This is a genomic window from Pigmentiphaga sp. NML030171, from assembly GCF_002188635.1.
GTDB lineage: Bacteria > Pseudomonadota > Gammaproteobacteria > Burkholderiales > Burkholderiaceae_B > Pigmentiphaga > Pigmentiphaga daeguensis.
The window spans coordinates 71,782-98,490 of record NZ_NINX01000025.1 but is presented as its reverse complement, the minus strand read 5'-3'; the positions used below and the strand labels follow the sequence as shown (position 1 = coordinate 98,490).

General features: G+C 69.9%; 26 protein-coding genes. 14 read left to right on the top strand and 12 right to left on the bottom strand.

The annotated features are described in order from the left end of the window. Positions 1–68 precede the first annotated feature (68 nt). Positions 69–2,327 (top strand): ATP-binding protein, encoded by a 2,259-nt coding sequence (locus CDO46_RS08325; RefSeq protein WP_176400686.1) that lies wholly within the window; start codon positions 69–71, stop codon positions 2,325–2,327. Beyond that, a complete protein-coding gene (locus CDO46_RS08320) occupies positions 2,324–2,950 on the top strand; it encodes a response regulator transcription factor (RefSeq protein ID WP_087838075.1) in 627 nt (208 codons plus the stop codon). The genes CDO46_RS08325 and CDO46_RS08320 overlap by 4 nt, the downstream gene beginning before the upstream one ends. 10 nt (positions 2,951–2,960) lie before the next feature. Here the strand turns inward: CDO46_RS08320 and CDO46_RS08315 are convergent, their stop codons facing one another. Next, complete coding sequence (locus CDO46_RS08315; RefSeq protein WP_176400685.1) at positions 2,961–3,797, bottom strand: NAD(P)-dependent oxidoreductase; 837 nt, start codon at positions 3,795–3,797, stop codon at positions 2,961–2,963. Positions 3,798–3,910: 113 nt separating this feature from the next. Between CDO46_RS08315 and CDO46_RS08310 the strand changes: the two genes are divergently transcribed. From CDO46_RS08310 to CDO46_RS08300, 3 genes are all read left to right on the top strand, one after another. Beyond that, complete coding sequence (locus tag CDO46_RS08310) at positions 3,911–4,411, top strand: acyl-CoA thioesterase (RefSeq protein ID WP_087838073.1); 501 nt, start codon at positions 3,911–3,913, stop codon at positions 4,409–4,411. Between the two features lie 86 nt (positions 4,412–4,497). Next, positions 4,498–5,448, top strand: a complete 951-nt coding sequence (locus CDO46_RS08305; protein ID WP_087838072.1) for an aldo/keto reductase — start codon at positions 4,498–4,500, stop codon at positions 5,446–5,448. A 114-nt stretch (positions 5,449–5,562) separates the two neighbouring features. Next, complete coding sequence (locus tag CDO46_RS08300) at positions 5,563–6,123, top strand: hypothetical protein (RefSeq protein WP_087838071.1); 561 nt, start codon at positions 5,563–5,565, stop codon at positions 6,121–6,123. Here the strand turns inward: CDO46_RS08300 and CDO46_RS08295 are convergent. Together CDO46_RS08295 and CDO46_RS08290 are read right to left on the bottom strand one after the other, a co-directional pair. After that, complete coding sequence (locus tag CDO46_RS08295) at positions 6,098–7,333, bottom strand: PepSY domain-containing protein (RefSeq protein WP_087838152.1); 1,236 nt, start codon at positions 7,331–7,333, stop codon at positions 6,098–6,100. The genes CDO46_RS08300 and CDO46_RS08295 overlap by 26 nt on opposite strands. Positions 7,334–7,440: 107 nt before the next feature. Beyond that, a complete protein-coding gene (locus CDO46_RS08290; RefSeq protein WP_087838070.1) occupies positions 7,441–8,643 on the bottom strand; it encodes a 3-hydroxybenzoate 6-monooxygenase in 1,203 nt (400 codons plus the stop codon). Between the two features lie 111 nt (positions 8,644–8,754). On the opposite strand from CDO46_RS08290, the gene CDO46_RS08285 reads away from it, so the two are divergent. After that, positions 8,755–9,702, top strand: coding sequence for a LysR family transcriptional regulator (locus CDO46_RS08285; RefSeq protein ID WP_087838069.1), 948 nt, complete (start codon positions 8,755–8,757; stop codon positions 9,700–9,702). Here CDO46_RS08285 and CDO46_RS08280 read toward each other — a convergent pair. Further along, entirely contained in the window at positions 9,656–9,970 is a 315-nt protein-coding gene (locus CDO46_RS08280; RefSeq protein WP_087838068.1) for a 2Fe-2S iron-sulfur cluster-binding protein, read from the bottom strand. The two genes, CDO46_RS08285 and CDO46_RS08280, sit on opposite strands and share 47 nt — an antisense overlap. Before the next feature lie 188 nt (positions 9,971–10,158). Between CDO46_RS08280 and CDO46_RS08275 the strand changes: the two genes are divergently transcribed. After that, complete coding sequence (locus tag CDO46_RS08275) at positions 10,159–11,859, top strand: ATP-binding protein (RefSeq protein WP_087838067.1); 1,701 nt, start codon at positions 10,159–10,161, stop codon at positions 11,857–11,859. Here CDO46_RS08275 and CDO46_RS08270 read toward each other — a convergent pair. Genes CDO46_RS08270 through CDO46_RS08250 form a run of 5 tightly spaced genes read right to left on the bottom strand, consistent with a single transcriptional unit; the run spans position 11,856 to position 16,960 of the window. Next, entirely contained in the window at positions 11,856–13,088 is a 1,233-nt protein-coding gene (locus tag CDO46_RS08270) for a cystathionine gamma-synthase family protein (RefSeq protein WP_087838066.1), read from the bottom strand. The genes CDO46_RS08275 and CDO46_RS08270 overlap by 4 nt on opposite strands. Before the next feature lie 34 nt (positions 13,089–13,122). Continuing rightward, positions 13,123–14,082: a LysR family transcriptional regulator gene (locus tag CDO46_RS08265; protein ID WP_087838065.1), complete on the bottom strand. Its 960-nt coding sequence runs from the start codon at positions 14,080–14,082 to the stop codon at positions 13,123–13,125. A gap of 36 nt (positions 14,083–14,118) precedes the next feature. Then, positions 14,119–14,895, bottom strand: coding sequence for an aspartate/glutamate racemase family protein (locus tag CDO46_RS08260; protein WP_243724476.1), 777 nt, complete (start codon positions 14,893–14,895; stop codon positions 14,119–14,121). A gap of 25 nt (positions 14,896–14,920) precedes the next feature. Then, positions 14,921–15,898 carry a tripartite tricarboxylate transporter substrate binding protein gene (locus CDO46_RS08255; protein WP_087838063.1) on the bottom strand — a complete coding sequence of 326 codons (978 nt, stop codon included), beginning with the start codon at positions 15,896–15,898 and terminating at the stop codon, positions 14,921–14,923. A gap of 24 nt (positions 15,899–15,922) precedes the next feature. Further along, complete coding sequence (locus CDO46_RS08250; RefSeq protein ID WP_087838062.1) at positions 15,923–16,960, bottom strand: glutamate cyclase domain-containing protein; 1,038 nt, start codon at positions 16,958–16,960, stop codon at positions 15,923–15,925. A gap of 162 nt (positions 16,961–17,122) precedes the next feature. Between CDO46_RS08250 and CDO46_RS08245 the strand changes: the two genes are divergently transcribed. The 6 genes from CDO46_RS08245 (at position 17,123) to CDO46_RS08220 (ending at position 23,147) form a co-directional block, all read left to right on the top strand. Continuing rightward, positions 17,123–18,064: a LysR substrate-binding domain-containing protein gene (locus CDO46_RS08245; RefSeq protein ID WP_176400684.1), complete on the top strand. Its 942-nt coding sequence runs from the start codon at positions 17,123–17,125 to the stop codon at positions 18,062–18,064. A 78-nt stretch (positions 18,065–18,142) separates the two neighbouring features. Further along, positions 18,143–19,111, top strand: coding sequence for a tripartite tricarboxylate transporter substrate binding protein (locus tag CDO46_RS08240; protein WP_087838060.1), 969 nt, complete (start codon positions 18,143–18,145; stop codon positions 19,109–19,111). Positions 19,112–19,155: 44 nt separating this feature from the next. Further along, positions 19,156–19,827, top strand: coding sequence for a dienelactone hydrolase family protein (locus CDO46_RS08235; RefSeq protein ID WP_087838059.1), 672 nt, complete (start codon positions 19,156–19,158; stop codon positions 19,825–19,827). Beyond that, positions 19,824–21,152, top strand: coding sequence for a M28 family metallopeptidase (locus CDO46_RS08230; protein ID WP_087838058.1), 1,329 nt, complete (start codon positions 19,824–19,826; stop codon positions 21,150–21,152). Before CDO46_RS08235 ends, CDO46_RS08230 begins: the two co-directional genes overlap by 4 nt. After that, a complete protein-coding gene (locus CDO46_RS08225; protein ID WP_087838057.1) occupies positions 21,149–22,396 on the top strand; it encodes an FAD-binding oxidoreductase in 1,248 nt (415 codons plus the stop codon). The genes CDO46_RS08230 and CDO46_RS08225 overlap by 4 nt, the downstream gene beginning before the upstream one ends. A 13-nt stretch (positions 22,397–22,409) precedes the next feature. Next, positions 22,410–23,147: a sulfite exporter TauE/SafE family protein gene (locus CDO46_RS08220; RefSeq protein WP_087838056.1), complete on the top strand. Its 738-nt coding sequence runs from the start codon at positions 22,410–22,412 to the stop codon at positions 23,145–23,147. Here CDO46_RS08220 and CDO46_RS08215 read toward each other — a convergent pair. Next, on the bottom strand, positions 23,128–24,405 hold the full coding sequence (locus CDO46_RS08215) for a cyclopropane-fatty-acyl-phospholipid synthase family protein (protein WP_087838055.1): 1,278 nt from the start codon (positions 24,403–24,405) through the stop codon (positions 23,128–23,130). The genes CDO46_RS08220 and CDO46_RS08215 overlap by 20 nt on opposite strands. Before the next feature lie 112 nt (positions 24,406–24,517). On the opposite strand from CDO46_RS08215, the gene CDO46_RS08210 reads away from it, so the two are divergent. Continuing rightward, positions 24,518–25,201, top strand: coding sequence for a Crp/Fnr family transcriptional regulator (locus CDO46_RS08210; RefSeq protein WP_087838054.1), 684 nt, complete (start codon positions 24,518–24,520; stop codon positions 25,199–25,201). Here CDO46_RS08210 and CDO46_RS08205 read toward each other — a convergent pair. Both CDO46_RS08205 and CDO46_RS08200 read right to left on the bottom strand, forming a co-directional pair. Next, positions 25,183–25,605, bottom strand: a complete 423-nt coding sequence (locus CDO46_RS08205; protein ID WP_087838053.1) for a RidA family protein — start codon at positions 25,603–25,605, stop codon at positions 25,183–25,185. The genes CDO46_RS08210 and CDO46_RS08205 overlap by 19 nt on opposite strands. A gap of 8 nt (positions 25,606–25,613) precedes the next feature. Beyond that, positions 25,614–26,582 carry a tripartite tricarboxylate transporter substrate binding protein gene (locus tag CDO46_RS08200; protein WP_087838052.1) on the bottom strand — a complete coding sequence of 323 codons (969 nt, stop codon included), beginning with the start codon at positions 26,580–26,582 and terminating at the stop codon, positions 25,614–25,616. Positions 26,583–26,709 lie beyond the last annotated feature (127 nt).

The window sequence follows — 26,709 nt, the reverse complement described above, 5'->3', positions numbered from 1 at the left end:
GCCGGGGTCTTTCTTCATCATCAGCGTGCCGCCCCCGTTCGCGTCCCGATTGCCGCTGGAATCCCGACATGCCCATCAATTCGTTCCTGGCCGTGCCTGCCCGCATCCTGCTGGCGGTGCTGGCGCTGTGCGCGGCCGCCGCCGCGGCGGCCACCTGGGGGGCGTTGCAGACGCCCTGGCTGGGCATCGCATTCACTGTCGACGAAGCCGGCAGCGTGCGCGCGCGCGGACTGTCCGGCGGCCCCGCCCATGGCCTGGAGGAAGGCGCGTCGCGCCTGGCGCTTTCGCGTCCCGGAGAGCGCACCGGCCTGGACGTGGAGCCCGACGACCTGATCGAAGAGCCCGACTTCTTCGACGAATACGCGCGCATGAACAGGTTCTTCGACCGGCAGGCAAAATTCCGCGCGCTGCTGGACGGGCCCGTGCGGGCCGAGTGGACACGGGTCGATGGTTCGCGCGCGGCCGAGGTCTGGACGCCCGCGACCCGGCCGCTGGGATCGCTGCCGGCGACGTTCTGGTTCCAGCTCGTCGTCAGCTTCGCCGGGTGCCTGATCGCATGCTGGGTCTGGGCCTTGCGGCCGACGGACCTGGGCGCGGGCATGTTCGCGCTGACCGGCCTGGCCTTCCCCGCCTTCGCGGTGCCCGCGGCGGTCTATAGCAGCCGCGAACTGGCGCTGGGCGGGGAACTGTTCCACGCGCTGTCCGCCGCCAACCACGCCGGCGCCTTCATGTTCGGGTGCGCGCTGCTGGCGGTGTTCCTGTGTTATCCGAGGCGGCTGGTGCCGGTGGGGGCGCTGTGGGCGCTGCCCGTGGTGTACGGGGCCTGGTGGCTGGCCGACACGATGCAGTGGCTGCCCAGCCAGAACTGGACCCGCATGGGCATCATGTCCGAGATGCTGGGCGCGATCGCGCTGGCCGGCGTGCAATGGAGAATGAGCCGGGGCCGTCCGCTGGATCGGGCCGCGCTGCGCTGGCTGGCACTGTCCATGCTGGTGGGCAGCGGCCTGTTCGTCTTCTCGACGACGGGATCCAAGGTGCTGGGCTTCTTTCCGCCCATCTCCCAGGGCTACGCCTTCGGCTACTTCCTGATCATCTACGTCGGGCTCGCGTTCGGCCTGCGCCGGTACCGGCTGTTCGACCTGGACCGCTGGGCCTACCGGATCCTGCTGTGGCTGGCCGGGGCGCTGGCGGTGGTGCTGATGGACGCGGCGCTGATCGTCTGGCTGCGCTGGAACCCGGCGTTCTCGATGGGCGTGTCGCTGCTGCTGTGCGGCTGGCTGTACTTCCCGTTCCGACAGTGGCTGTGGCGCCGGCTGACCGGCGCCCGGGGCGCGCGGGTCGACTCCACTTTCCCCGAGCTGATCCGCATTGCCTTCTCGCCCTCGCGAGGGGAACAGGAGCGCCGGTGGGACGCGCTGCTCGGGCAGTTGTTCGATCCGCTGGACATTCGCCGCCTTGCGCATGCCGAGGCCGAGGACCCCCGTTCGGCCACCCTGCTGGAGTCGGGGCAGGCGCTGTGGGTGCCGTCCTGCGGCGGCCTGGAGGCGCGGGTGCTGCGCCTGGCCGATCGCGGCCGCAGGCTGTTCGCGCCGCACGACGTCGAGCTGGCGGTATCGCTGTCCAGCCTGGTGCAGAAGGCGGGCGAGGGGCGCGATTCCTACGAGCGGGGCGTGCGCGAAGAACGCCATCGCATCGCGCAGGACATGCACGACGACATCGGCGCGCGGCTGCTGATGCTGATCCACCAGGCGTCGCGCGCGGGCGACGGCGTGGCGGCCGATGTCGCGCGCGCGGCGATGAGCGACCTGCGCACCACGCTGTCGGCCCTGGAGGGCCACAGCCAGCCGCTGGCCGATGCACTGGCCGATTGGCGCGCCGAGATGGCCACCCGCTGCGACGCGGCGGGCGTGGATTTCGTCTGGAACGAGTTCGTGCCGGCCATGCCGCTGCCCGACATGCAGTCGGCCCTGCCGGCCCGGATGAAGGCCACCCTGGAACGCGCCCTGCGCGAGGGCCTGTCCAACGCGCTCAAGCATGGCGGTCCCACCCGTATCGAGGTGGAGGTGCGAGCGGGCAACGGCCGGCTGGACATCGTCATGGTGGACGATGGCATGCGCGGCTCCGGCCGCAGCGCGCCCGTTGCGGGGCCGGCCAGCATCGGCCTGGGCCTGGCCGGCATGCGGCGGCGCCTGGCCGAGTACCAGGGGGTGGTCGGGCTCGAACGCGGCGAGGACGGCTGTATCCTGAGGATCTGCCTGCCGCTGGGGCCCGGGAATTCAGCCGTGGCGTCCGTGGAGCCGGCGGCGCCGGCGGAGGTGCGGGCATGAACGACATCCTGATCGTCGAAGACCTGCCGGAAGCGGCGGCCATGCTGAGCGAGGCCGTGGCGCTGGCCTTTCCGGAAGCGCGCGTGCGCTGCGGCCAGGACCTGGCGCAGGCGGGCGCGGCCATCGCCGAGCGGGTGCCGGACCTGGCCCTGGTGGACCTGGGACTGCCCGACGGCGATGGCACGGAACTCATCGCCACCCTGACGCTGCGGCATCCGCGCTGCACCGTGGTGGTGTCCAGCATCACGGGCGAGGACAGCAAGCTGTTCGCCGCCTTGCAGGCCGGCGCGCAGGGCTATGTGCTGAAGGAACATCCGCCGGCCCAGCTCGCGGCCATGCTGACCGGCATCGCCCAGGGCCAGCCGCCGCTGTCGCCCGCCATCGCGCGCCGGCTGCTGGATCATTTCCGCTTGAGGCCGTCCACGGTCATCAGCCCGCTGTCGGCCCGGGAGAACGAAGTGCTGGTGCTGCTGGCGCGTGGCCTGCGGCTGGGCGAGATCGCCACCGCGCTGGGCATCTCGCGCCATACCGTGGGCGACCACGTCAAGCACATCTACGAGAAGCTCAACATTGCCTCGCGCGCCGAGGCGGCGCTGCGCGCCAAGTCCTTCGGCCTGGTCTGAAGCCGGCGGGTCAGCGCCGCAGCCGGTCCAGCGCCTCGTCCATGGCGGGCGGCCGGGGCGCATCCTTGTAGACGTCCAGCCGCCGGAAGATGTCCGCGGCCGCGAGGTGAAAGCCCGAAGGCAGCCCGGAGGCATGGAAAGTGGACGCGATTTCCTCCATCTCGCCCACCCAGCGCCAGGCCTTCTCGGCCTTCTGCGCGACCTCTTCCGACCGTGCCGGGGTCTGCGGGCTGGACCGCTGCCATTCGGCCAGCAGGGCCGGCTCGACGCCTTCGTGGCGGGCCAGCGCGCGTATGCCGGCCAGCAGCGCGGTGGCGCCCTTGCTCCAGGCGGCATAGCAGATCTTCAGCGCCGAAGCGCTGCCGGCGGGGGAGTCCAGCGCGATGGCTTCGAGCGCGCTGCCTTCGAACAGCGCAGCGATGTCCGAAGCGCCGTCGCCGGCCAGGTAGAGACGGGTGCTGCCGGCCGCGCGCGGCGGCTGGCCGATGATGCCGCCGTCCACGAAGCGCGCGCCGCCGGCGCGCACGGCTTCCTCGATCTGCCGGAGGGTGGCCGGCGAGACCGCGTTGGCGTCGACGAAGACGCCGCCGTACCGGTGCCGCGCGACCTCGCGCGCCAGGTCGAGCGCGTTGTCCGGCGGGCAGACCGAGATGGCGATGTCGGCGGCGCGCAGGGCGTCGGCCAGGGAGCCTGCGTCTTCCAGACCGGCCTGGCGCGCCCGCGCGGCCGTGGCGGCGCTGCGCCCGGCGGAACACCAGAGCACGCGGTGGCCGGTGGAGACCAGGCAGGCGCCGATGGCCGCGCCCATGGCGCCGGGATGCAGGAGGGCGAGGGTGGGGCTGGGCATGATGACGTCTCCCGGAGGCGGATGATGGCGGAGGTCCATGTTAACGCCGCCGCGCGGGCCGCGTCCGCGCTGGCTACAATGGCGCTGCTTCATATTCGCGCAGAAGGTTCGCCATGAACGATTCCCAGCACAAGCTTTCCATGACGATCCTGATGACGCCCGACATGGCGAATTTCTCGGGCAACGTCCATGGCGGCACCATCCTCAAGTATCTCGACCAGGTCGCCTATGCCTGCGCCAGCCGCTACGCCGGGCGCTACGTGGTCACGCTGTCGGTCGATCAGGTCGTGTTCCGCCAGCCCATCCACGTGGGCGAACTGGTCACCTTCTACGCGGCGGTCAACTACACCGGGCGCACGTCCATGGAGATCGGCATCAAGGTGGTGACGGAAGATATCCGCAGCAAGACCGTGCGCCACGCCAACAGCTGCTATTTCACGATGGTCGCGGTGGGCGACGACGGCGTGCCGGTACCGGTGCCCCCGCTCGAACCGCAGGACGAGGAAGAGCGCCAGCGCTGCGAGGCGGCGCTGCTGCGGCGCGAGCTGCGGCAGGAAATGGAAAGGCGGCATCAACTGATCAAGGAACGCACCACGCAGGCGGGCGGCGCGTGAACTAGCTCATGCGTGGCGGCTATTTGGTCGGGAGGCCGGAATCTCCTACTATTTTCGATTCCGTTTCCCTTCCGCACGAGGCAGCCATGACCTATCGACCGCTCGGCACCACCGGCCTGCAGGTATTCCCCATTGCCTTCGGCGGCAACGTATTCGGCTGGACCCTGGACGAGGCCGCGTCGTTCGGCATCCTGGATGCGCTGGCCGACCGGGGCATGAACTTCATCGATACCGCCGACGCCTATTCGCGCTGGGTACCCGGCAACCAGGGCGGCGAATCGGAAACCATCATCGGCAACTGGTTCAAGCGCAGCGGCAAGCGCGATCGCGTGATCCTGGCCACCAAGGTGGGCAAGCCCGCGCTGGGCAATCCGGGCGGGCTGTCGGCCGCGTACATAGAAAAGGCGGTGGAAGGTTCGCTGCGCCGCCTGCGGACCGACTACATCGATCTGTACCAGGCCCATGACGACGATGCGGCGACGCCGCTGGAGGAAAGCCTGGCGGCCTTCGACCGGCTGGTGAAGGCCGGCAAGGTCCGCGCGATCGGTGCGTCCAACTACACCGCCGCCCGCTTCCAGGAGGCCCTGGACGTGAGCCGTGCCAACGGTTTTGCCGCCTATGCCACGCTGCAGCCCGAGTACAACCTGATCGAGCGCCAGGCGTTCGAGACGGAACTGGCGCCGGTGGCGCTGCGCAATCAGGTGGCCGTCATCAACTATTACGCGCTGGCCAGCGGTTTCCTGAGCGGCAAGTATCGCACCGCCGCCGACCTCGAAGGCAAGGCGCGCGGCAGCCGGGTGGGCACGTACCTGAACGAGCGCGGCCTGCGCATCCTGGAGGCCCTGGACCAGGTGGCCCAGCGGCATGGCTCGACCCCGGCGGCCGTGGCGCTGGCCTGGCTGCTGCACCAGCCCGCGGTCACGGCGCCCATCGCCAGCGCCACCTCGGCCGCCCAGCTCGATTCGCTGCAGGCTGCCGCCACGCTGGCACTGGACGCGGAATCGCTGGACCTGCTTTCGAAGGCTAGCGCCTACTAGCGGTAAAAACCTTGGCCGGCGTGGCTGCGCCGGCCAGTGTGTTGCACATTGTTTGCAGTGGGATGGATCGCTCTTCCGTAGACTCGCCCCAAGCTTGTCTCTGCGAGCACTTCCATGACCGAACTTACCGGCGAGCTGTCCGAGCGCCGCGCGGCGGGGCCGCTGTGCGACCTGGGGCGCGTGATCCAGTCAGCCGTGGAGGACTACGACCTCTCGCCGGACGGCAACGTCCGGTACGTGGAGGCCGATGTACCCGACCATCCGCTGCTGGTGGCCGGCTCCGCCGACCATGTCTGCGCGCTGATCGACTCCGCCATCGCCTGCATCGCCAGCCGTCCCGGCATTAACCGGCGCATCGTGGTCGGCGCGCGGCTGGACCTGGATCGCGTGCAGTTGCGGGTCGGCCATGGCAACGGCGCCAGCGGCCACACCTCCGTGCCGGTCTCGCTGGACGAGCTCCAGCCCTGGGGGCCGACGCGGGTCCGCGCCTCGTTCGCCAAGGAACGGGCGCGCATGCTGCGGCTGCTGGATGTGCTGGACGCGACGCTGGTGATAGGCGTGGACGTCACCCTGGATGCGGCCGTCCTGTCCATCGCCTTTCCCGCCATCGGTGGCGGGCTTCGCCGCCGGCGACCCTACCCTGTGGCCGTCAAGACAGGCCAGGCAAGTTCGTAGCCGCGGCGGGCCGCATGCGGGCCTGCGCCGCCCTGGCCGAGGCCATCCGGCCCTTGCGTTTCTTCGCCCAGATCACGACGCCCGTCACGCTCAGGATGGCCACCGACAGTCCCAGCAGCGACACGAAGATGCGTCCGGGAATGCCCAGAATGCGGCCGGAATGCAGCGGGAACTGGGCCTGCATGAACACGTCCCCGGCGCTGCCCGTGCCGGGGATGTGCTTGCCCAGCAGCGCGCCGCTCTTCTCGTCGAAGTAGAGCCAGCTGTTGCCCAGCCCGCCATCGCCGTGGTCGTTGCCCGGCTCGTAGAAACCCACGCCGTAGATGCCCTGCAGCGCGCCATAGAACACGGCGCCGGCCGGCTCGGCGATACCCAGGCGGCCGGCCTCGGCCTTGCCCAGTTCGACGATCTGCGTCCGGGTCAGCGTCGGCATGATGGGCTGGTCGAGCGGGCGCAGCGGACGCGTCTCGAATGGCGTGGGTGTCAGCGGCGAGATCTGGTTGACCACCGGACGCACGACCTCGTTGCCGAGGTTGAGCGAGATCGAGGTCACCGCCAGCAGGAGCAGCAGCGCCCACAGCCAGACGCCGCCGGAGCGGTGCACGTCGAAGTTGAGCGCATAGCCGCCTTTGCCGACGCGGAACGCGAACGACTTGCGCCAGGCGCGCCACGAGGGGAAGGACAGGTACAGCGCGACGAAGCAGTCCAGGAACCAGGCGATGCTGACCAGTCCCATGAACCACATGCCCAGTTCCACGCCCTTCACGTCGGGCAGGTGCATGGTGTAGTGCAGCTTGTACAGGAAAGGCAGCAGGTTCTCGCGGCTGAGCGAGATCGCGCCCCATTCGCGGCGGCCCTGGACGTCGCCGGTGACCGGATCGAGCGCGACCTGGTTGAAGTCCAGCGGGAACGCCTTGCCCGTGGCCGGATCGATGCGGCCGGTGACCGAGACCAGCAGGGCGTGGCCGGGTTCGACCTCCAGCGGACTGAAGGTGACCATCAGCCGCGGATCCTCGGCCTCGAGCCTGGCGATCAGGGTCTCCACCGGCAACGGTTCTCCCTGCGTGGCCGGTTCGAACAACTGCGGATTCAGCCAGGCGTCGAGTTCGTGGTCCCACGAAATGAAGGCGCCCGTCAGGCCGGCGATGAACAGGAAGGCCGCGACGCCCAGGCCCAACCAGCGGTGCAGCAGGACTCCGAATTTGCGCAACATGAGGCTAAGGTCGCGCCTGTGGAGAGGCCGCGATTCCCGGAATGTTGAAATTCCAGGAATGATAACGCGAATTAGTATTATTTGATGTATCGGCGGCCGGTCGGTTACACCAAGGGTTTCAGGCAGGTCTCCACGCGCCAGCCGTACAGCCACTGCATCGCGTCGTAGTACTGATCCTGGGTGCGGCCCACCCACAGCGAGTTGCGCACCAGGCGCTCGACGCCCTTGGCGTGGTAGAGCGTGCCCATGGCGCGGGTGGACAGCACCACGCGCGCGGTGCGGGTGATGCGGGAGTTCTCGTACAGCCGGAACGCCGCTTCCAGGTCGCCGCGGGCATGGCGCACCGCCGCGCCCAGCGTGGCGGCATCTTCCAGTGCCATGCAGGCGCCCTGTGCCAGGTACTGGGTCATGGGATGGGCGGCGTCGCCCAGCACCGTGGCGCGGCCCTGGCCCCAGCGCGGCTGCGGGTCGCGGTCGGCGGTGGCCCAGCGCTTCCAGGACGTGGGACGGTGCAGCATCTGGTGCGGACGGGGATGGATGCCCTCGAAGTAGGACAGCACTTCCTCCTTGCTGCCCTCGCGCACGCCCCAGACCTCGGGCTCGCGGCTGTGGAAGGTGACCACCAGGTTGTACTGGTGTCCGTTGCGCAGCGGATAGTGCACCAGGTGGCAGTTCGGGCCGGCCCACACCACCGGGGCGTTGATCTTGAGGTCGTCGGGCATGTCGGCCTCGTCCACCACGGCGCGGTAGACCACGTGGCCGGTCACCCGGGCCTCGTCGCCGATCAGCGTGTCGCGTATCACCGACTTCACGCCGTCGGCGCCCACCACGGCATCGGCCGTATGGCGGCCGCCCTGGTCGTCCACCACCGTGGCTTGGCCGTCGCCCAGTTCCAGGGCCTGCACGCGGGTGGAGGTCTTGAAGCGGATCAGCGGATGGACCTGCACCGCTTCCAGGATGGACAGGTGGATGTCGGCACGGTGGATGACGGCGTAGGGATTGCCGAAGCGCGCACGGAACGCCTCGCCCACCTCGAAGCCGCCGACCTCGGTGGCGTCGACCGCGTCCATCATGATCAGGCGCTCGGTGAAGACGGCGCGGCGCCGCGCGGCCTCGCCCACGCCCAGCGCGTCCAGCGCGGCGAAGGCGTTGGGGCCGAGCTGGATGCCGGCGCCGATCTCGCCTATGGTCGGGCTCTGCTCCAGCAGTTCGACCGACACGCCTTCCCTGGCCAGGGCCAGCGCGGCGGCCAGGCCGCCTATGCCGCCGCCCACCACGATGGCGGTCGCTTGGGTTCCGGTACTCATGGTGTCTCCTCGCGTGAAATCTGGCGCCATGTTAGTAAGCGGGCGCGCTTGACTCCATGGAGCGGTATCGATACGCTGAATCGAATTTATCGATATGGATCAATAAGAAAATTGGAGAATATCGATACGAAGCTGCTGCGCGTGTTCGACGAGATCCGCCGCACCGGCAGCGTCTCGGCCGCTGCCGAGCGCATGGGCATGAGCCAGTCGACGATGAGTTTTTTCCTGGCGAAACTGCGCGAACTGTTCGACGATCCGCTGTTCGTGCGCACCACCTCGGGCATGGAGCCCACGGCGCGCGCGCTGGAACTCGAAGGCCGCGTGGCCGCCGCGCTGGCCGCGATGCAGGCGCTGCTCGAGCCTGCCGTCTTCCTGCCGGCGGCCTCCGATCGCGTCTTCCGCCTGTGCATGACGGACATCAGCCACATCGTGCTGCTGCCGCGCATCGTCAACCGCCTGCGCGACGTGGCGCCCGCCGTGCGCATCGAGATCTTCCGTATCGGGCCCGACACCCCGGCGCGCATGGAAAGCGGCGAAGCCGACCTGTCCATAGGCTTCATGCCGCAGCTGGATGCCGGCTTCTACCGCCAGCGGCTGTTCGAGCAGGACTTCGTGTGCGTGGCGGGACCGCGCCATCCGCGCATCGGCCGCACCTTCACGCGTGCCGATTTCGCCCGCGAAGGCCACGTCGACGTCTCGCCCTCGACCACCAGCCAGTTGATCGTGGAGCAGGCCATCCGCCGTGCCGGGCTGGAGCGGCAGGTGGTGCTGCGGCTGCCCAGCTACCTGGGCCTGGCGGCAATCATCGCGCAGACCGACTTCGTCGCCACGGTGCCGAGCCTCCTGGGCGGGATCGTGGCGCGGCAGGAAGGGCTGCGCGTGCACGCGCCCCCCATTCCGATCGAGCGCTATGCGGTCAATCAGTACTGGCACGCGCGCTTCCACCGCGATCCCGGCCACGCCTGGCTGCGCCAGACCCTGGCCGAGCTGTTCATGGATACGGGCGTGGGCGTCAGCCCGCCGCGTCGGCGGTCTTCTCGGCGTGCGGGTTCACCATGACGATGGGCGAGGTGGCCACCGCCACGCAGGGCAGGATGAAGCCTTCCTGCTTTTCCTGCGCGCTCAGGCCCGGCCATTCGACCAGATAGCGGACGCTGCCGCTTTCCATGCGGGAAAAACAGGTCCGGCAGGTGCCGTTGCGGCAGATGGTGGGCAGCCGTATCCCGGCGCGCCGCGCGGCCTGGAACAGGCTCTCGTCCTCGCCGGCGGCGAAGGTCCATTGCTGCGGATCGAGGGTGACGGAATGGGTATCGGTGGGAGCGTTCACGGCGGATGGAGCAGGGCGGGGCGAGGTCCGATGGGCGGGATGCTAGCATCCCCGGCGCGGCCCGGCGGCCGGGCCGCGCCGGACTCACAAGGGTCATGCCTTGAAACACATGCTCCCCGAGGAGGCTACGCGCGCGCGGGTACACTTCGCCATCGATCGCCAACCAGCGGATGGGAGCAACGACGCGTATGCAGCCGTGGGATATCGCGTCCTACAGGTTCCGGGGCCAGCGCCGCCTGGACGACCAGGCCGCCGCTGACGCCTTGCGGCGCAGCGAGGACCGCTACCGGCAATTGTTCGAATCCATCGACCAGGGATTCTGCGTCCTGCAGATGATCTTCGACAACGGCAAGCCGGTCGATTATCGCTTCCTTGAGATCAATCCCGCCTTCGAGGCCCACACCGGCCTGCGCCATGCGCTGGGCAAGCGCATGCGGGAGCTGTCTCCCGACCACGAGGAACACTGGTACCAGATCTATGGCGACGTCGCGCTGACCGGCCAGCCGGCGCGCTTCGAACATCATGCCGAAACGCTGGAGCGCTGGTTCGACGTCTATGCGTTCCGCCTGGGGGAACCCGACGAGGCGACCGTCGCCGTGCTGTTCAGCGACATCACCGAGCGCTACGTCATGGAAGCACAGCGCGAGCAGTTGCTGGAGGCCGAGCGCGCCGCCCGGCACGACGCCGAGGCCGCCACCCGCATGAAGGACGAATTCCTGGCCACGCTGTCGCACGAACTGCGCACACCGCTGTCGGTCATCATCGGCTGGAGCCAGCTGCTGCTCAAGCGGGCGCCCGACAACGAGCAATTGCGCAAGGGCCTCTCGACCATATTGCAAAGCGCCCGCACCCAGGCCACGCTGATTTCCGACATGCTCGACATGAGCGCGATCTTCCTGGGCAAGATCAAGCTCGACCTGGAACCCCTGGATGGCTTCGAGCAGGTTGCGCGGGTCGTGCAGTCCAGCGAGCCGTCCATGCAGAGCAAGGGGATACGGCTGGAGTTCCAGCACAGCTTCGAGGTTTGCCTGGTCCTGGCGGACCCCGCGCGATTGCAACAAATCTTTTGGAACCTGCTGTCCAACGCGATCAAGTTCACGCCGCCCAACGGCCGGATCAGCATCGCGGCTCGCCGTACCGATACGCGGTTCGAGATCTCGGTGGCCGACAGCGGCGTGGGCATCGAGCCCGATTTCCTGCCCCACCTGTTCGACCGCTTCCGCCAGGCCGACGGTTCGACCTCGCGGCGCTACGGCGGCCTGGGGCTGGGCCTGTCCATCGTCAAGCAGCTGGTGGAAATGCACGGCGGCGAAGTGTGGGCCGAGAGCGAGGGCATGAACCGCGGCGCCTGCTTCACGGTCAGCCTGCCCGTGTACCGGTCGCCGCTCATCGCTTCCGAGACCGGCGACATCCAGGGCGAGAAGGGGGACCTGCTGCATGCCGACAGCCTGGCGGGCCAGCTCATCCTGGCCGTGGAGGACCAGCCGGACATGCTGGAGTACCTGACCCACCTGCTGCGCGAGTACGGCGCCGAGGTCACGGGCGTGACCTCGGCCTACGCCGCGCTCGAGGAACTGGCCGAGCGCGGGGCCGGTTTCTATTCCGCGCTGGTGGCCGACATAGGCATGCCGGGCATGGATGGCTATCAGTTGATCGAGTCGGTGCGCAAGGGCATGGGCCTGGACGGCGCGGCCTTGCGCGCGGTGGCGGTGACCGCCCTGGCGCGCGAGGATGACCGCAGGCGGGCGCTCGCAAGCGGTTTCCAGGCCCACGTGACCAAGCCCTACCGGGCCGCGACGCTGATCGCGGCGATACGCGGCGTGAACGAAGACGCCGCGGGCCAGCGGCCCGTTCCCGGCGAGCCTCCTTTTAGCGGGACCAGGCCCTAGACGGCGTCGCAGGCCTGGGCGAAGTCGCCCAGCAGGTCCTCGGGATCCTCGATGCCGACCGAAACGCGTATCAGCGAATCGGCGATGTCCATCTCCCGCCGCCGCTCGGGGCCCATTTCCCAATAGATGGTCTGTGCCACCGGGATGGCCAGCGTGCGGTTGTCGCCCAGGTGGGTGGCCGAGATGACCACGCGCAACTGGTTCTGGAAATGCACCGGATCGATTCCGTCCAGCAGCTCGAAGGCCAGCAAGGCGCCGCCGCGCTTGAACAGGGCGCGCGCGCGCTCGTGCTGCGGGTGGTCGGGCAGGCTGGGGTGATAGACGCGCTTGACCTTGGGATGGGCGGCCAGTTGCGCGGCCAGCGCGGCGGCGGTCGAGCAGGCGCGCTCCATGCGCAGGCTGAGGGTCTCGGCGCCGGCCGCGATGCGGTGGGCGGCCTCCGAACCCAGGGTGGCGCCCATGTCGCGCAGGCCCTTCTTCTTGATCTGCTGCAGGCCCTGCATGGCCGGCTTGGTGTTGCGGTACGACGGGCTGATGTTGGGATAGGCGGTCCAGTCGAACAGCCCGGTGTCCGTGACCGCGCCGCCCAGCGCGTTGCCGTGGCCGCAGATGTACTTGGTGAGCGAGTTGATGCTCAGGTCGGCCTGGACCGCCTTGGGACGGAACAGGTAGGGCGAGGTCATGGTGTTGTCGACCACGTACAGCACGCCGCGGGCCTTGCACAGCACGCCGATCTCGGCCAGCGCGGCCACCTGCGTGCGGGGATTGGCGATGGTCTCGACGAACACCAGGCGGGTGTTGGGGCGCAGCGCCCGCTCGACGTTGGCGGCGTCGGTGGCATCGACGAAGTCGATTTCCACGCCCAGCCCCTTCATCGTCGCGAACAGGCTGTTGGTATTGCCGAACAGGAAGCCGCTGGAGACCACGTGGTCGCCTTCGCGCAGCAGAGTGGTCAGCACCGCGGCGATGGCGGCCATGCCGGTCGAGAAGGAGACGGTGCCGATGCCGTCCTCCATCTCGGTGATCTTGGCCTCGAGCGCGGCGGTGGTGGGGTTGCCCTGGCGGCCGTACGAGTATCCCGGATTGCGGCCCTGGAACACGTCGACCAGGGTTTGCGCGTCGCCATAGCCGAAGGCGGAGGCGGTGTGCATGGGTTTGTGCAGGGCGCCATGCTCGACCGAGCCGCGGCGGTCGCTATGCAGGATGCGGGTGGTGAAGCCTTCGGACATGATCTGGACTGGGACTATCTAGGGAGGGGGGCCGTCATTTTAATCCTTGCCCGTCACGCGGCGGGCGGCGCGCAGGGATCCCGGCGCCCAGTTGCCCCAGCTTCTCCTGCACCACCTGCCCGAGCGCCCGGGTAAGCGCGGCGGCGGCATCCGGCCGGGGCACGTTGCGGCGGTAAACGGCCGAGAAGTCCAGCGATATCGTAGGGGTGAAGGGGCGGATGGCGACCTTGGGCGTGTGGTGGCCGATGACGGCGATGGGATCGATGACCGCGATCCCTATCCCGCGGCTCACATAGCCGATCACCGAGGACGAGTGCATGGTCTCGACGCGGATGTTGGGCCGTACCCCGGCCGCCAGCATCGCATTGTTGAGCTGGATGCGCTGGCGGCTCGCCTGGCCCAGCGCGACGAAGTCCTGGCCGTCGAGATCGTTGACCGTGACCCGTTTCTTGCGCGCGAGAGGATGGGCGGCAGGCATGACGCAGACCGCCTGGGTCGAGGGAAAGGGGTCGTGTTCCAGTCCGCTCGGATCGGGCGGCAGCGTGCCGAACACGATGTCCAGCTGCGCGTGGAGCAGCATGGAAACGAGGTTGATCGAGCTGTCGGGATGGACGGAAACGACGACGTCGGGGTGGTGCCGCAGCAGCAGGCCGATGGCCTCGGGCAGGCAATGCGAGGCGAGGTTCGGCATCGTCCCCACGTGCAGATAGCCGGCCGTCGACAGCCGGATCGCGCGCGCGGCCTCGCGGATCCGGTCGGCGCCCGAGAAGTGCCGTTCCACCTCGCTGTACAGCCGGACCGCCGCTTCGGTCGCAATGATCTGTATGCCCTGGCGCTGGAACAGCACCAGCCTGAGCTCGTGCTCGAGATCGTGGATCAGCCGCGAGACCGCGGGCTGCGAAATGGACATCGCGTGGCCGGCGGCCGTCATGCTGCCGGTCAGAATGACGGCGCGGAATGCTTCGAGCTGGCGGAAGTTCAGCGGGCGTGCCAAGGTGGCGATGCGGTTATCGATGCTCGGACGCGCCGATCATACTTCGAAGGCCGAATCGTCGATAGGCGCGAGGCACGATTCGAGCAGCCTTCCATGGCCCCCGATCGCATCGTTCAGCCCCAGGCGCCGCAGGCATGCCCAGAAGCAGGCCTGGTTGCTGGTGATGACGGGCTTGCCCAGGTCGCGTTCCAGGGCCGCCACCACGCCCAGCGAAGCCAGGTTGGTGCAGGAAATGAACACGGCGTCCGCCTCGGGGCGGTCGGCCAGGCGGGCCAGCCGGTAGAGGGCCTCGGGAGGGACCCGGCCGATGCCGCGGCGTTCCTCCTGCGTCTCTCCCAGTTCCAGGCCGTGCAGCGAGGCCACGCGGAAGCCGTACTCCTCCAGGAATTCCCGCTCGCGCCGGTTGACGAATTCCACGTAGGGCGTGGCCACGGCCACGTTGCGCACGCCCAGCGCCCGCAGCGCGGCGACCACGGCCCCCGAGGCGGCCAGCGCCGGCGCGCCTGCCCGCTGGCGTATGTCCGCCACGATCTCGGACATGGGGCACATGAACGACCCGGAGGTGCAGCCGTAGGCGACGATGTCGACCTCGGCCGTGGCCAGCTGGTCCGCAGCCGTCCGGGTCGCTTCGGCCATGGCGACGTAGGATTCCTGGGTCATGCTGCCCAGCAGCATGGCCCGGGCCGTGAACACTCCCACGCCCTCGGGCGCCATGCGCCAGAACTCGGGTTCGTTGATGGTGTTGGTGGATGGGACGATCAGGCCGATCTTCGCCTTCCAGCCATAGGGCGCGTACAGGGAAACGGCCTTCATGGACATGCTCCTTCTGGTTTCCGGGTCATTCGAGCCGTATCCCCATGCGGCGGATCAGATCTCCGTATTTCTTCTCCTCGGCCACCAGGGTCTGGCCCAGTTCGGCGGGCGTGCTGCCGACCACCTGCGCGCCGGCGTCCTCGAGGCGCTTGCGGACCTCCGGCAGGTTCAGTGCCGCGACGATCTCGCGATTGAGCTGGTCGATGCGGGCGGCAGGGGTGCCGGCGGGCGCCAGCACGGCGCCCCAGGACTCCGCGCGGAATCCGGGATAGCCGGCCTCGGCCACCGTGGGGATGTCCGGATACTTCGGGAGCCGTTCGGCGCCGGCGGCCAGGATCTTGAGGTTGCCCGCGGCCACGTGCGGCTGCACCGCGCCCAGCGTATCGAACACGATCTGCGTGCGGCCCGCGATGAGGTCCATGTGCGCCGCCGCGCTGCCCTTGTAGGGAACGTGGGTCATCTTGAGCCCGGCCAGGTCGGCGAACCACTGGCCGAAGACGTGGACGTTGCTGCCGTTGCCGGCCGAGGCGAAGGCGAGCTGGTTCGGCCGGGCGCGCACGTAGGCCACCAGTTCCGGCACGTTGTTCACCGGCAGCGAGGGCGAGGCCACCAGCACCATCGCGGTGCGCGTCGCCAGCGTGACGGGCGCGAAATCCTTGATGGGATCGAACGGCAGGTCGGGGATGAGGGCGCGGCCGAAGACGTGCGAGCTGACGACGTACACCAGCGTGTTGCCGTCGGGCGCGGCCTTGGCGACCTGGGCGGTGCCGATGGCGCCGTTGGCGCCCGGCTTGTTTTCCACCACCACGGGCTGGTGCAGCCGCGCGGCCAGGTGCTCGGACAACAGCCGCGCCGTGATGTCGGCCAGGCCGCCCGAGGCGTAGGGAACGACGATGCGCAGCGGCCGGCCGGAGGAGGCCGCGGGCGACTGGGCGTGGGCGGGGCCGAGCGCGCCCAGCGCGAGGGAAAGGCAGGCGGCGATGCGCCTGAACGAAGCGGACATGTCGGTTCTCCGAAGTAGGGAAATCTAGCGGTCGAGCGTGCCGTGGGACAGCCCGCGGTCGGGCGGCGCGATGTTGACGCGCACCATGTCGCGCAGAAGCTGGATGATCGCCATCGAGCTCTCGCCCTCGGTGCCGTCGACGATGAAGCGCGAGGTGCAATAGCGCATCTCCCAGCCACCCGCGTCCAGGCAGGCGCGCAGGACGTCGCGTTCGATGGCCGGCGTATGCAGGACGTCGAGCCGGCGGCACAGGAAGGCCAGCATGGCGCAGAGGCCGTAGGCGCCCCAGTTGGAGATCGAGGCCGGCAGGAAGATGTCGGTGGCGACGGTGGTGGGCACGCCCACCCCCCCTTCGTACTGGCAACGCCGGCCGTAGGGGTGGAAGGACTTCATGAAGTCGAAGATCCGGCCAAAGCCGATCTCGTTGCCGTTGTCGCCGATGCCGATGGACAGGATCCCGCGCCGCGCGGCCTGCGTGAAGAGCGGCGAGAGGTCGACGCACTCCTGCGGCCGCACGCCCGTGGAATAGTGGATCAGCCCGTGCTCGTTGGGCCCCAGGCGTTCGATCGACACGATGGCCCGGGGCTGGCAGTCGTCCAGCAGCGCCGCGGCCCAGCCCGGTACTTCGTCCTGCCGCTCGGGCGAGGTGGACAGCGCCGCGCCCATCCTGCGGTCGCGGCACAGCGCGTAGTCGCGCACCATGATGCCCGCGGCCTGGCTGCTGGCCACGACCGGGGGGGCGTGGCAGGGTTCGGTCACGAACACCGGCACCGCCTGCAAGCCCCAGAACAGTGCATGGGCGAGGGCCGCCGCGCCGGGCGGGCCGTCGCTTTCGCCGTTGGGCGCCTCGGGCGCGTAGCCGGCGCCGGTCACGATCAGGACGCGGTCGCCGGGCCGCACGCGGTCGAACAGCGCCTGCGCGGCGCGCGCGCTGATCGGCCGTCCGCCGCCTTCGGCGCGCGCCCGGTCGTAGATCGGGCCGATGATGTTGTGGTTCATTGCGCGGTTGCGCATCTCGACCGTGACGAGGCGGTCGACGTACTCGCCGATGATGTCGGGCATCGGAGGCTCCCGGATGGCTCTGGATTAGACTGGAGCCATTCTGAGTCGTCTCGCGTCCGGGGGCATAATCGAATTCTCGGCGCGATCGATAAGCAAATGTTATGCGGCGCCGCGGCTGCGTTCGACGGCCCCGGGGCGGCTTTCCGGCTCGCGTCCTACACCATGAACATTCCTTCCATACCGGTCCTGCGCGCGTTCATCGAAGTCGCCCGCTGCAACAGCTTCACCCGCGCGGCCGATACGCTGTGCCTGACCCAGAGCGCCGTCAGCAAGCAGGTTCAGGCGCTGGAAGAGCAACTGGGCTGCCGGCTGTTCGTGCGTTCGGGAAAGCTGCTGGCGCTGACGCCCGCCGGCCACGCCTATCTTGCGCACGCCGGCGATGCGCTGGCCATGCTGCAGGAGGGCAGGGCGATCGCGCAGGAGGTAGCCGGGGAAAAGGCGCCCGCCACCGCGGTGGAGATATCCGCGTCCCCGGCCTTCGCGTCGTACTGGCTCATTCCCCGCCTGCCGGGATTCCGCGAGCGTGCGCCCGGCACGCGCCTGGCGGTCCGCCCGCGCCTGCCGGATTTCTCGCCGGTGACCGAGCGCTTCGACGTCGAGGTCCGGGTCGGCGCCGGACGATGGCCCGATGCCCGGGCGATCCGCCTGCTGGGGCGCGAAATGGCGCTGGTGGCCAGCCCCGATCTGCTGGGGGACACGCGCGCCACGCTGCGGCAGGTCCAGGCACTGCCCGCGCTGCACCGCGCGCAGCGGGGCTATGACTGGAGGGAATGGAGCGCGGCGGCGGCGCCCGCCTGGACGCCTCGCGCCGGCACCGGCCTGCTGTTCGAAGGGTTCTCGGTGCTGATCCCGGCGGTGGTGGCCGGGCTGGGCGTGGCGATATGCCCGCTGTTCCTGGTACTGGACCAGCTCGAAAGCGGCCGCCTGGTGCGGCCCCTGGGCGAATGCGTGCGGACGCGATACGCCTATCACGCCGTGCTGCCCACCGGCGCCGGGCATGGCGCCGCCCGGGACCGGTTCCTGGACTGGATGCTGCCCGAAGCCGAAGCGACGCAGATGCGCATACAGAAGCATCTGGATTTGGGGTATTCCATGGCGGAATGAGGGTCCCGAAGTTTTCGTTTGACCCTCCCTGGAGCGGAACTTAATGTGGCGCCTCTCATTCTTCCAGGCGTCCGTGACATGCGCGTCCTTTCCATTCTCCGTCTTTGCACCGCGGGCGCGGCTGGCGCCGTGGCTGCCGCCCCCGCCCTGGCCGATTCCTATCCCTCCAGGCCCATCGAGTTCGTCGTGCCCTACGCGCCCGGCGGCGCCTCGGACATCGTCGTCCGGGCGCTGGCCCCGCAACTCCAGAAGCAGCTGGGCGTATCGGTCGTCGTCATCAACCGCGCCGGCGCCAACACGGCAATCGCCGCCACGCAGCTGGCGCGATCCGCCCCGGACGGCTACACGATCATGCTGGCCGACGTGGCGCTGGTGCTCAACGCCGCGGTGCGCCAGACGTCGCCCGGCTACGACGTGGCCAAGGATTTCTCCACCATCGCCCAGGTGGGCTCCGCGCCGCTGGTGCTGTTCGTGCCGGCCTCGGGCGCGGCCGACCTGCCGTCGTTCCTCAAGCAGGCGCACGATCGCCCCGTGAACATCGCCAATGCCGGCCCCGGCTCGCTGGGCCACCTGGCGGCCGAACTGCTGCAGCTGCGCACCAAGACCACGCTGGTGAGCGTGCCGTATCGTGGATCGGGACCCGCCATGAACGAGACGATCGCCGGGCAGGTCGATGCCATCTTCACCAGCACCGCTTCCGGCATGCCGCTGGTCAAGAGCGGCCGCCTGCGGCCGCTGGCCGTCGCCTCGCCCGAGCCGTTGAAGGATTTTCCCGAGATTCCCACCTTCGACCGCCTCGGGGTGCAGGGCGTGCACGTCCTGAACTGGTGGGGCCTGATCGCGCCGGCGGGGCTGCCCGCCGACATCTCGGCCCGCATCGCGAAGGCGGTGACGGCGGCCATGCGCGATCCCGCCATCGTGGAACGCTTCGCGGCGCTGGGCATCTCGCCGTCGACGCGCGACGCGGCGGCCTTCGCCGGCCTGATGAGCAAGGAATTCGCCGCTTGGCGCGACGTGGCCACGCGGGCCGGTATCAAAGTGGATTGATGGACGGCACCAACAGGTGTTCGTGAGAACAAGGAGGATACAAGATGAGTGGTGAACGGATGCGCCTGACCGCGGCGGACGGTTTCGAATTCGACGGCTACGTGGCCCGGCCGGCGGGCACGCCCCGCGCCGGCGTCGTCATCCTGCCCGAGATCTTCGGCGTGAACAGCCACATACGCAGCGTGGCCGACCGCTATGCCGGATGGGGTTATCTCGCGATCGCGCCCAGTGTCTTCGACCGGGTGGAGCCCGGGCTGGACCTGGGCTACGGCGACGACGACGTCCGCAAGGGGCAGGCCCTGATGAAGCTGATCGACTGGAACGATGCGGTCAAGGACATCGAGGCCGCCGGCGCGTTCGCGGCCCAGGCGGGCAAGGTGGGCATCGTCGGCTTCTGCTGGGGCGGCACCGCGGCATGGGTGACGGCGGGGCGCGGCACGGGATTCGCGTGCGCGGTCTCGTACTACGGCAACGCCATTCCAACGGTGATCGAGCCGACGCCGCGCATCCCCATGATGCTGCATTGGGGCGAGCGCGATCACCTGGTGTCCAAGGAAAAAATGATGGAGCCGGGCCGGGCCGCGCCCGAGGTGGCCGTGCATTTCTATGCCACGGGGCATGGCTTCAACTGCGATCAGCGCGACCTCTACCACGCGGAATCGGCGGCCCTGGCACAGCAGCGTACGCTGGACTTCCTTGGCGAGCACCTGGCATGACGCGCGACGACATCGGCGCGCAGGCAGCCGAACAGGCGGCCTTCGACGAGGTCGCCGCGCGCCTTCGGCGGGACGAGGAGTTGTGGACCGATTTCCGGGCCCTGTGCCGGCATGGCGGACGCATGGCGGGTACCGCCAGCGAACGCGCCGCGCAGGATTGGTGCGAACAGCAATTGAGCGTTTTCGGAACGGTCGCGCGCGAGTCCACGCCTTACGCCGGGTGGCGGTGCGACCATGCGGTGCTGATGCGCCTGCCCGATGGCCGGCAACTGGAGGCCGTGCCGCTGCTGGGGACGGCGTTCACGCCGGAAGAGGGCATCGAACTGCCCGTGCTGGACCTGGGACGCGGAACGCCCGACATGATCACCGCCGCGGGCGACGCGGTGCGCGGGCACGCGGTGATGGTGCAGCACGAATACCCCTTTTCCACCCGGACGGTCCATCGCCGGGTCAAGCTGGCCGCGGCGCAGCAGGCGGGCGCCGCCGCGCTGCTGGTGGTGCAGCCCGAGGCCGGAATAGGCCCGGTGTCGGGATCCTCGGGACGCGGGGGCGGGCCGGGCATCCCGGCCATGGGCATCTCGGCCGAGGCCGGGCTGGCGCTGCGGCAGCCCGGGGCGCGCGTCCGCCTGTGCATCGGCGGCGAAGACCTGCCGCAGGCGCGTACCGACACGCTGGTGCTCGACCTGCCGGCCGGGCAGGCCGCTCACCCGGACGAGCGCGTGGTGCTGTCCGCCCACATCGACGGCCATCCCCTGGCCGAGAGCGCCCTGGACAATGCGACCGGCGTGGCGGCGGCCATGGCGCTGGCCCGGGCGTTCGCGCCGCGGATGCACGTCATGCGCCGGGGCCTGACCGTGTGCCTGTTCAGCGCCGAGGAATGGGCGCTGAACGGCTCGCGCGAGTGGCTGGCGGCGCTGCCGCAAGCGCGGCGCGCGGCGATGGCGCTCAACGTCAATCTCGACTCGCTGGCGGGATCGCCGCGCCTGACCGCGCTGACGTCGGGCTTCGAACGGCTGGGCGGGTTCGCCCGGTCGGGGGCGTCGCTGGCCGGAGGCGACCTGGGCGTCCATCTGCCGCTCATGTCCAATAGCGACCACGCGAACTTCGCCGCCTGGGGCATTCCCGCGCTGCGCCTGATCGCCGGCTTCGACGAACCCGACAGCGCGCTGCGCCTGCTGCTGACGCCCGCCGATACGAGGGCGCTGGTGGACCAGGGCCATCTGCGCGGCGCCACGGTGCTGGCCGCGGGCGTGCTGTGGCGCGCGCTGCGCGCGGACAGCCTGGGCGGCTTGCGCAACGAACCGGCGCCCGGAGGCGGCGCATGAGCGCATCGGCACGCGGTTCGATCGTGGTGCTGGGCGCGGGGCTGGTGGGCCTGGCTTGCGCCCATGCCCTGCAGCGCGACGGATACGACGTGACGGTCATCGATCGCGGCGGCGTGGGCGAGGGCGCGAGCTTCGGCAACGCCGCCCACATCGCCATCGCTTCCATCTTCCCGCAGGCCACGCCCGGCATACTGGGGCAGACGGTCCGGATGCTGCGCGATCCCCGGGGCCCGCTGATTGTGCGGCCCGGCTATGCCGCCCGGCATCTCCCGTGGTTCGCACGCTTCATCGCCCAGGGCACCGCCGAGCGCGCGCGCGTCGGGACCCATGCCACGGCCGCGATGCTGGCGCAGGCCTGGGAGGCCTGGCAGCCCGTGCTGGACGACATCGGCGGCAACGACCTGGTGCGCCGGTCCGGCGCCCTGCACGTGTTCGGGTCGCAGGCGGCGCTGCGCGCGGCACAGGGGGCCTACGAGCTGCGGCGCAGCCTGGGGGTCGCGTGCACGCCGCTCGACGTGGACGAGGCGCGGGCCATGGAGCCCGCGCTGACCGATCGCATCGGCGGCGCGATGTCGATACCGGGAATGGGATACGTCACCGATACACTGATGCTGGCCCGGCGCCTGGCCGCCCGGGTCGAGGCGCTGGGCGGGCGCATCGTGCGCGCCCAGGCCACCGGCATCGATGCCGGTGGCGTGCTGACCCGGGACGGGCGCCTGCGCGCCGACCGCGTGGTGCTGGCCGCCGGCGCCTGGTCCCACCGGCTGGCGCGGGGGCTGGGCGTGGACATTCCGCTGGTGGCCGAGCGCGGCTATCACGTCATGCTGGCGCCGGGCAGCAGTCCGCTGCGCATGCCGGTGCTGATGGTGGAACGCAAGGTCGCGCTGACGCCCATGGCGGCGGGCATCCGGATGGCGAGCGTCGCGGAATTCACGCACGCCGATGCTCCGGCCGATCACGTGCGCGCGGCGCCGGTGTTCGACGGACTCGAACGCTTCGTCCAGGGGGTGGATGCCGAACCGGTATCGAAATGGGTGGGGCCGCGCCCTTCCGTGCCCGACAGCCGTCCCATCCTGGGGACGGCCCCGGCCGCGCCCCACGTCCTGCTGGCCTACGGCCATGGCCATCTGGGCGTGACGCTGGCCGCGCTGACCGGACGCATCATCGCCGACGTGGCGAGCGGCCGCGACCCGCGCGTGGACATGCGCGCCGTCGCGCCGCTGCGCAGCCTGCGCCTCAGGTGATCCGGGGGGATACATGTCGGAACTGCTGCTGTTGGCGGCCGCCTTCGGCGCGGGCATGCTCAACGCCGCGGCGGGCGGGGGAAGCTTCCTCACGCTCCCGGCCCTGGTCTCCGTGGGCATGCCCGCGGCGGTTGCCAACGCCACCGGCACGCTGGCGCTGCTGCCCGGCTATGTGACCGGCGCCTGGGCGCTGCGGCGCGACATCGCGCGGTCGGAATCCGGCTCGCTCGCGGGCCTGTCGGGCATCGCGCTGGCGGGCGGGAGCGCGGGGGCACTGCTGTTGCTGTGGACCTCGGGCGCCGTCTTCCGGAACGTGGCGCCCTGGCTGCTGCTGTTCGCCACCGCCCTGTTCCTGTGCGCGCCCATCATGCTGAGGGCGGCGCGCGGGCGGATGTTGTCTTCCGGTGCGGCGGCGGCGGGCCTCTTCGCCGTCAGCCTGTATGGCGGCTACTTCAACGGCGGCGTGGGCATCATGCTGCTGGCCCTGTTCGGGATGTCCAAGCGCGGCGATTTCAGCGCCCTCAATGGGCTCAAGAACCTGCTGTCCGGCGTGCTGACCGTGGTGGCCGTCGTGGTCTACGTGGCCGGCGGGCTCGTGCAATGGCGCGAGGCGGGCGTGATGGCCGTGGGCGCGACGGTGGGCGGATTCGCGGGCGCACGGTTGGCGCGCCGCGTGCCCGCCGTCGTGATGCGGGCCATCGTGGTGCTGGTGGGCGTGTCGATGAGTGCGTTCATGTTCCTGAAGGCGTGAGGCCCGGCAGGACCGCGCGCGCCTCGGCTTCCCGCAGCCGGGCTTCCCGCTCGCCCACGTAGTCCCGCGTCAGCGGCACGCTTTCCTGGCGCCTGGCCAGTTGCACCTGGAAGATGGCGATGTCCTGGTAGCGGAACGCCGTCTCCGACATCGACAGGTAGTACTCCCACATGCGGGCGAAGCGTTCGTCGTACAGCGCCACGGCCTCGGCCCGGCGCGCCAGGAAGCGCTCGCGCCAGATGCGCAGCGTGCTGGCGTAGTGCAGGCGCAGCACCTCGATGTCGGTGACGACCAGGCCCGAGCGTTCGATGGCGGGCGTGAATTCCGACAGCGACGGGATGTGGCCGCCGGGAAAGATGTACTTCTCTATCCACGGATTGTTGAAGTCCGGGACGTCGGAGTTGCCGATGAAATGCAACAGCATCACGCCGTCGTCCGTCAGCAGTTCGTGGCATTTGCGGAAGAAGGCGTCGTGATAGCCCACGCCCACGTGCTCGAACATGCCCACCGACACGATACGGTCGAAGCGGCCGGGCGTCGCGCGGTAGTCCTCCAGGCGGTAGTCGTAGGCCTGGGGATGGGCGGTGCGGGCGGCCAGTTCGCGCGCGCCCTTCAGTTGTTCCTCGGACAGCGTGATGCCGGTGGCGTGCCCGGCGCCGGCGACCTCGACCAGGTAGCGCGTCAGGCCGCCCCAGCCGCAGCCGATGTCGAGCACGCGGTGGCCGGGCTCGACCAGCAGCTTGGCCGCGATGTGGCGCTGCTTGGCCCGCTGGGCCGATTCCAGGTCTTGCCCGGGGTGCTCGAAATAGGCGCAGGAATACTGTCGCTGCTCGTCCAGGAACAGCGAGTACAGGCGGTCGTCCAGGTCGTAGTGGTGGGCGACGTTGGCGCGCGCGCGGCCCGGGCGGTTGTTCTGCAGGAAGCGCCGTATCGACATGCGCATCGCGTCCAGCACGCGCACCATGACGCCGGGCCGCACCGCGTCGGCATCGCGCAGCAGCAGTTCCAGCACGTCGTAGATACTGCCTTCGTCGACCACCAGCCGCTGGTCCATGAACAGCTCGCCCAGGCGCAGGTCGGGGTCCATCAGCAGCGCCAGCACGGCGCGGGTGTCGGTGAAGCGGATGGCGGCGCGCGGCAAGGTGCCGTCGCCGAAGGCCAGGCGGCGGCCGCCGGGCAGGGTGACATCCAGCGTGCCGCGCCGGACCAGGTCTTTCAGGGTATTGGCAAGCAAGCGTTCCGCGTACGTTTGAAGCATCGTGGTTTCCGCGATGGGTCGACAGGACAGGGTGCTGCTACGCGGCCAGTGTAATGAATCCCCGGGAACCGGGTGCGGTTGATTTTTCCGCAGGCGGCAAGAAGAATGCGCCATGGCATTGCCCCATACCGCCTTTTCGCTGTTGTTCGAGCGCCTGTCCGATACGCAGGCGCGGGCCGTGCTCGACCGCATGACGGCACGCGAACTGGCGCGCGGCCAGGGCCTGTTCGCGCAGGGGGACCCCAGCCCGCGCCTGTGGGTGATACGGGCGGGCCGGTTGCGCACCTATCATTTGGCGCCGTCGGGCGAGGAGTTCACGACCGCCGTCTGGACGTCCGGGCAGACCCTGGGGCTGCTGAGCACGCTGCTGGACCAGCCCCGCGCGATCTCGTGCGAGGCGCTGGAGCCGGCGTCGTTGCTGGCCATGGAGCGGGCAGACCTGCTTGCGCTGATGGAAGCCGTGCCCGTTTTCGCCATCAACGTGGCGCGCGTGGCCGCCATGCTGGCGACCCACAGCATCGCGCGAGCCGGCCCCAGGGTGCTGGATTCGGCCACGGCGAAACTGGCGCGCATCCTGCACGATCTGGCGCTGGCCGACCCCGGCTACGACGGGCATGGCGCCGAGATAGCGGGCGTGACGCGCGCGGACCTGGCCAAGATGGCAGGCATCAGCCGCACCTGGGCCAGCCTGCGGCTGGCCGCCCTGGAGCGCGCGGGCCTGGTGCTGCGCAGGCGCGGCGGGCTGCGCGTGCCCGACGTGGCCAGGCTGGCCCGGCTTTATTCGGACGGGTACTGAGGCGGCAGCAGCGCCAGGCACTCGACCTCCAGCAGCAGGTCGGGCTTGGCCAGCGCGGCTACGCCCACCAGCGTGCTGGCCGGCGGCCGGTCCGCGTCCAGGTACGGTGCGCGCACGCGCCGTATGGTCGCCACCGCTTCCTCGGTCAGGTCGCGCACGAAGTAGTTGAGCTTGACCGCATAGGCCAGCGCCGAACCGGCGGCCTCGAGCGCCGTCGCCAGGTTCTCGAACACCTGCCGGGTCTGGGCGGCCAGGTCGCCCTTGCCGACGATGCTGCCGTCGGGCGCGTAGGCCACCTGGCCCGAGACGACGATCAGCCGGTCCACCGGGGCGATGGCGACGTGGGTGAAGCCGTTCGGGGCGGGCAGGCGGTCGGGATTGATGAACGAGACGTAGGGGTGCATGGCGGGCGTCAGTTGAGCGTGATCCGGGTGCGTTCGATGATACGGGCATACAGCTCGCGCTGGCGCGCGGCGAACTCGGCGAACCGGGCCGGTGTCGAGCCCGCGGGCTCGATGGCGGCCTGCTTCAGGGTCGCCGCGACGCCGGGATCGGCCAGCGCCGCGCGCACGGCGGCGTTCAGGCGCTCGACTACCGGAGCCGGCGTGCCGGCGGGCGCGACGATGCCGAACCACGAATACAGGTCGACCTCGCCCGCGCCCTGCTCCTGCGCGGTGCCGATCTCGGGCGCCAGCGGCGATCGTTTGGCGCTCAGGATGGCAAGGGCCTTGAGCTTGCCGGCGCGCACCTGCGGCAGCGTGGCGGCCAGCGTGTCCACCACCACGTCGACGTTGCCGCCCATCAGGTCCACCAGCGCCGGCGCGCTGCCCTTGTAGGGCACGTGCAGCAGGGTGGCCGACCGTTGCAGGCCCACCAGCTCCATGCCGATGTGGTTCGAGGTGCCGGCGCCCATGGAGCCATAGGCCAGGCCCTTGGGGCGCTCGCGCGCCTGGTCCAGCGCCTGGACCAGGGTGGTCCACGGGGCATCGGGGCGGGCGACCACCACGTTGGGCACGGTGCCCAGCAGCGAGACGTGGCCGAAGGAGTCGGTGGGCGAGTAGCCCACGTCCTTCATCAGCAGGGGATTGATCGCCAGGGTGGCGTTGCTGGCAACCAGCAGCGTGTAGCCGTCGGCCGGCGCCTTGGCCACCGATTGCGCGGCCACCACCGTGCCGGCGCCCGGGCGGTTGATGACGACCACCGCCTGGCCCAGTTGCCGGCTCATGCCGCCGGCCACGGTGCGGGCCAGCAGGTCGGTGGTGCCGCCCGCGGCGAAAGGAACGATCAGATTGATGGGGTGGGCCGGGAAATCGGCCGCCGCGGCCGGGGGCGTCGCGGCCAGGGCCAGCAGCGCGGCCAGTGCGGTACGCAGGATAGTCATCGCAAGTCTCCACCTTGAATGACGCCATTCTGCGGGGGGACCGCGGGGCTGTCGGTTAACTGGTTAACGCACGGCGTTTGCCTGGAAGGGGCCAGGGGTGAAAAAATGCGGGGCAGGCGATACCCGC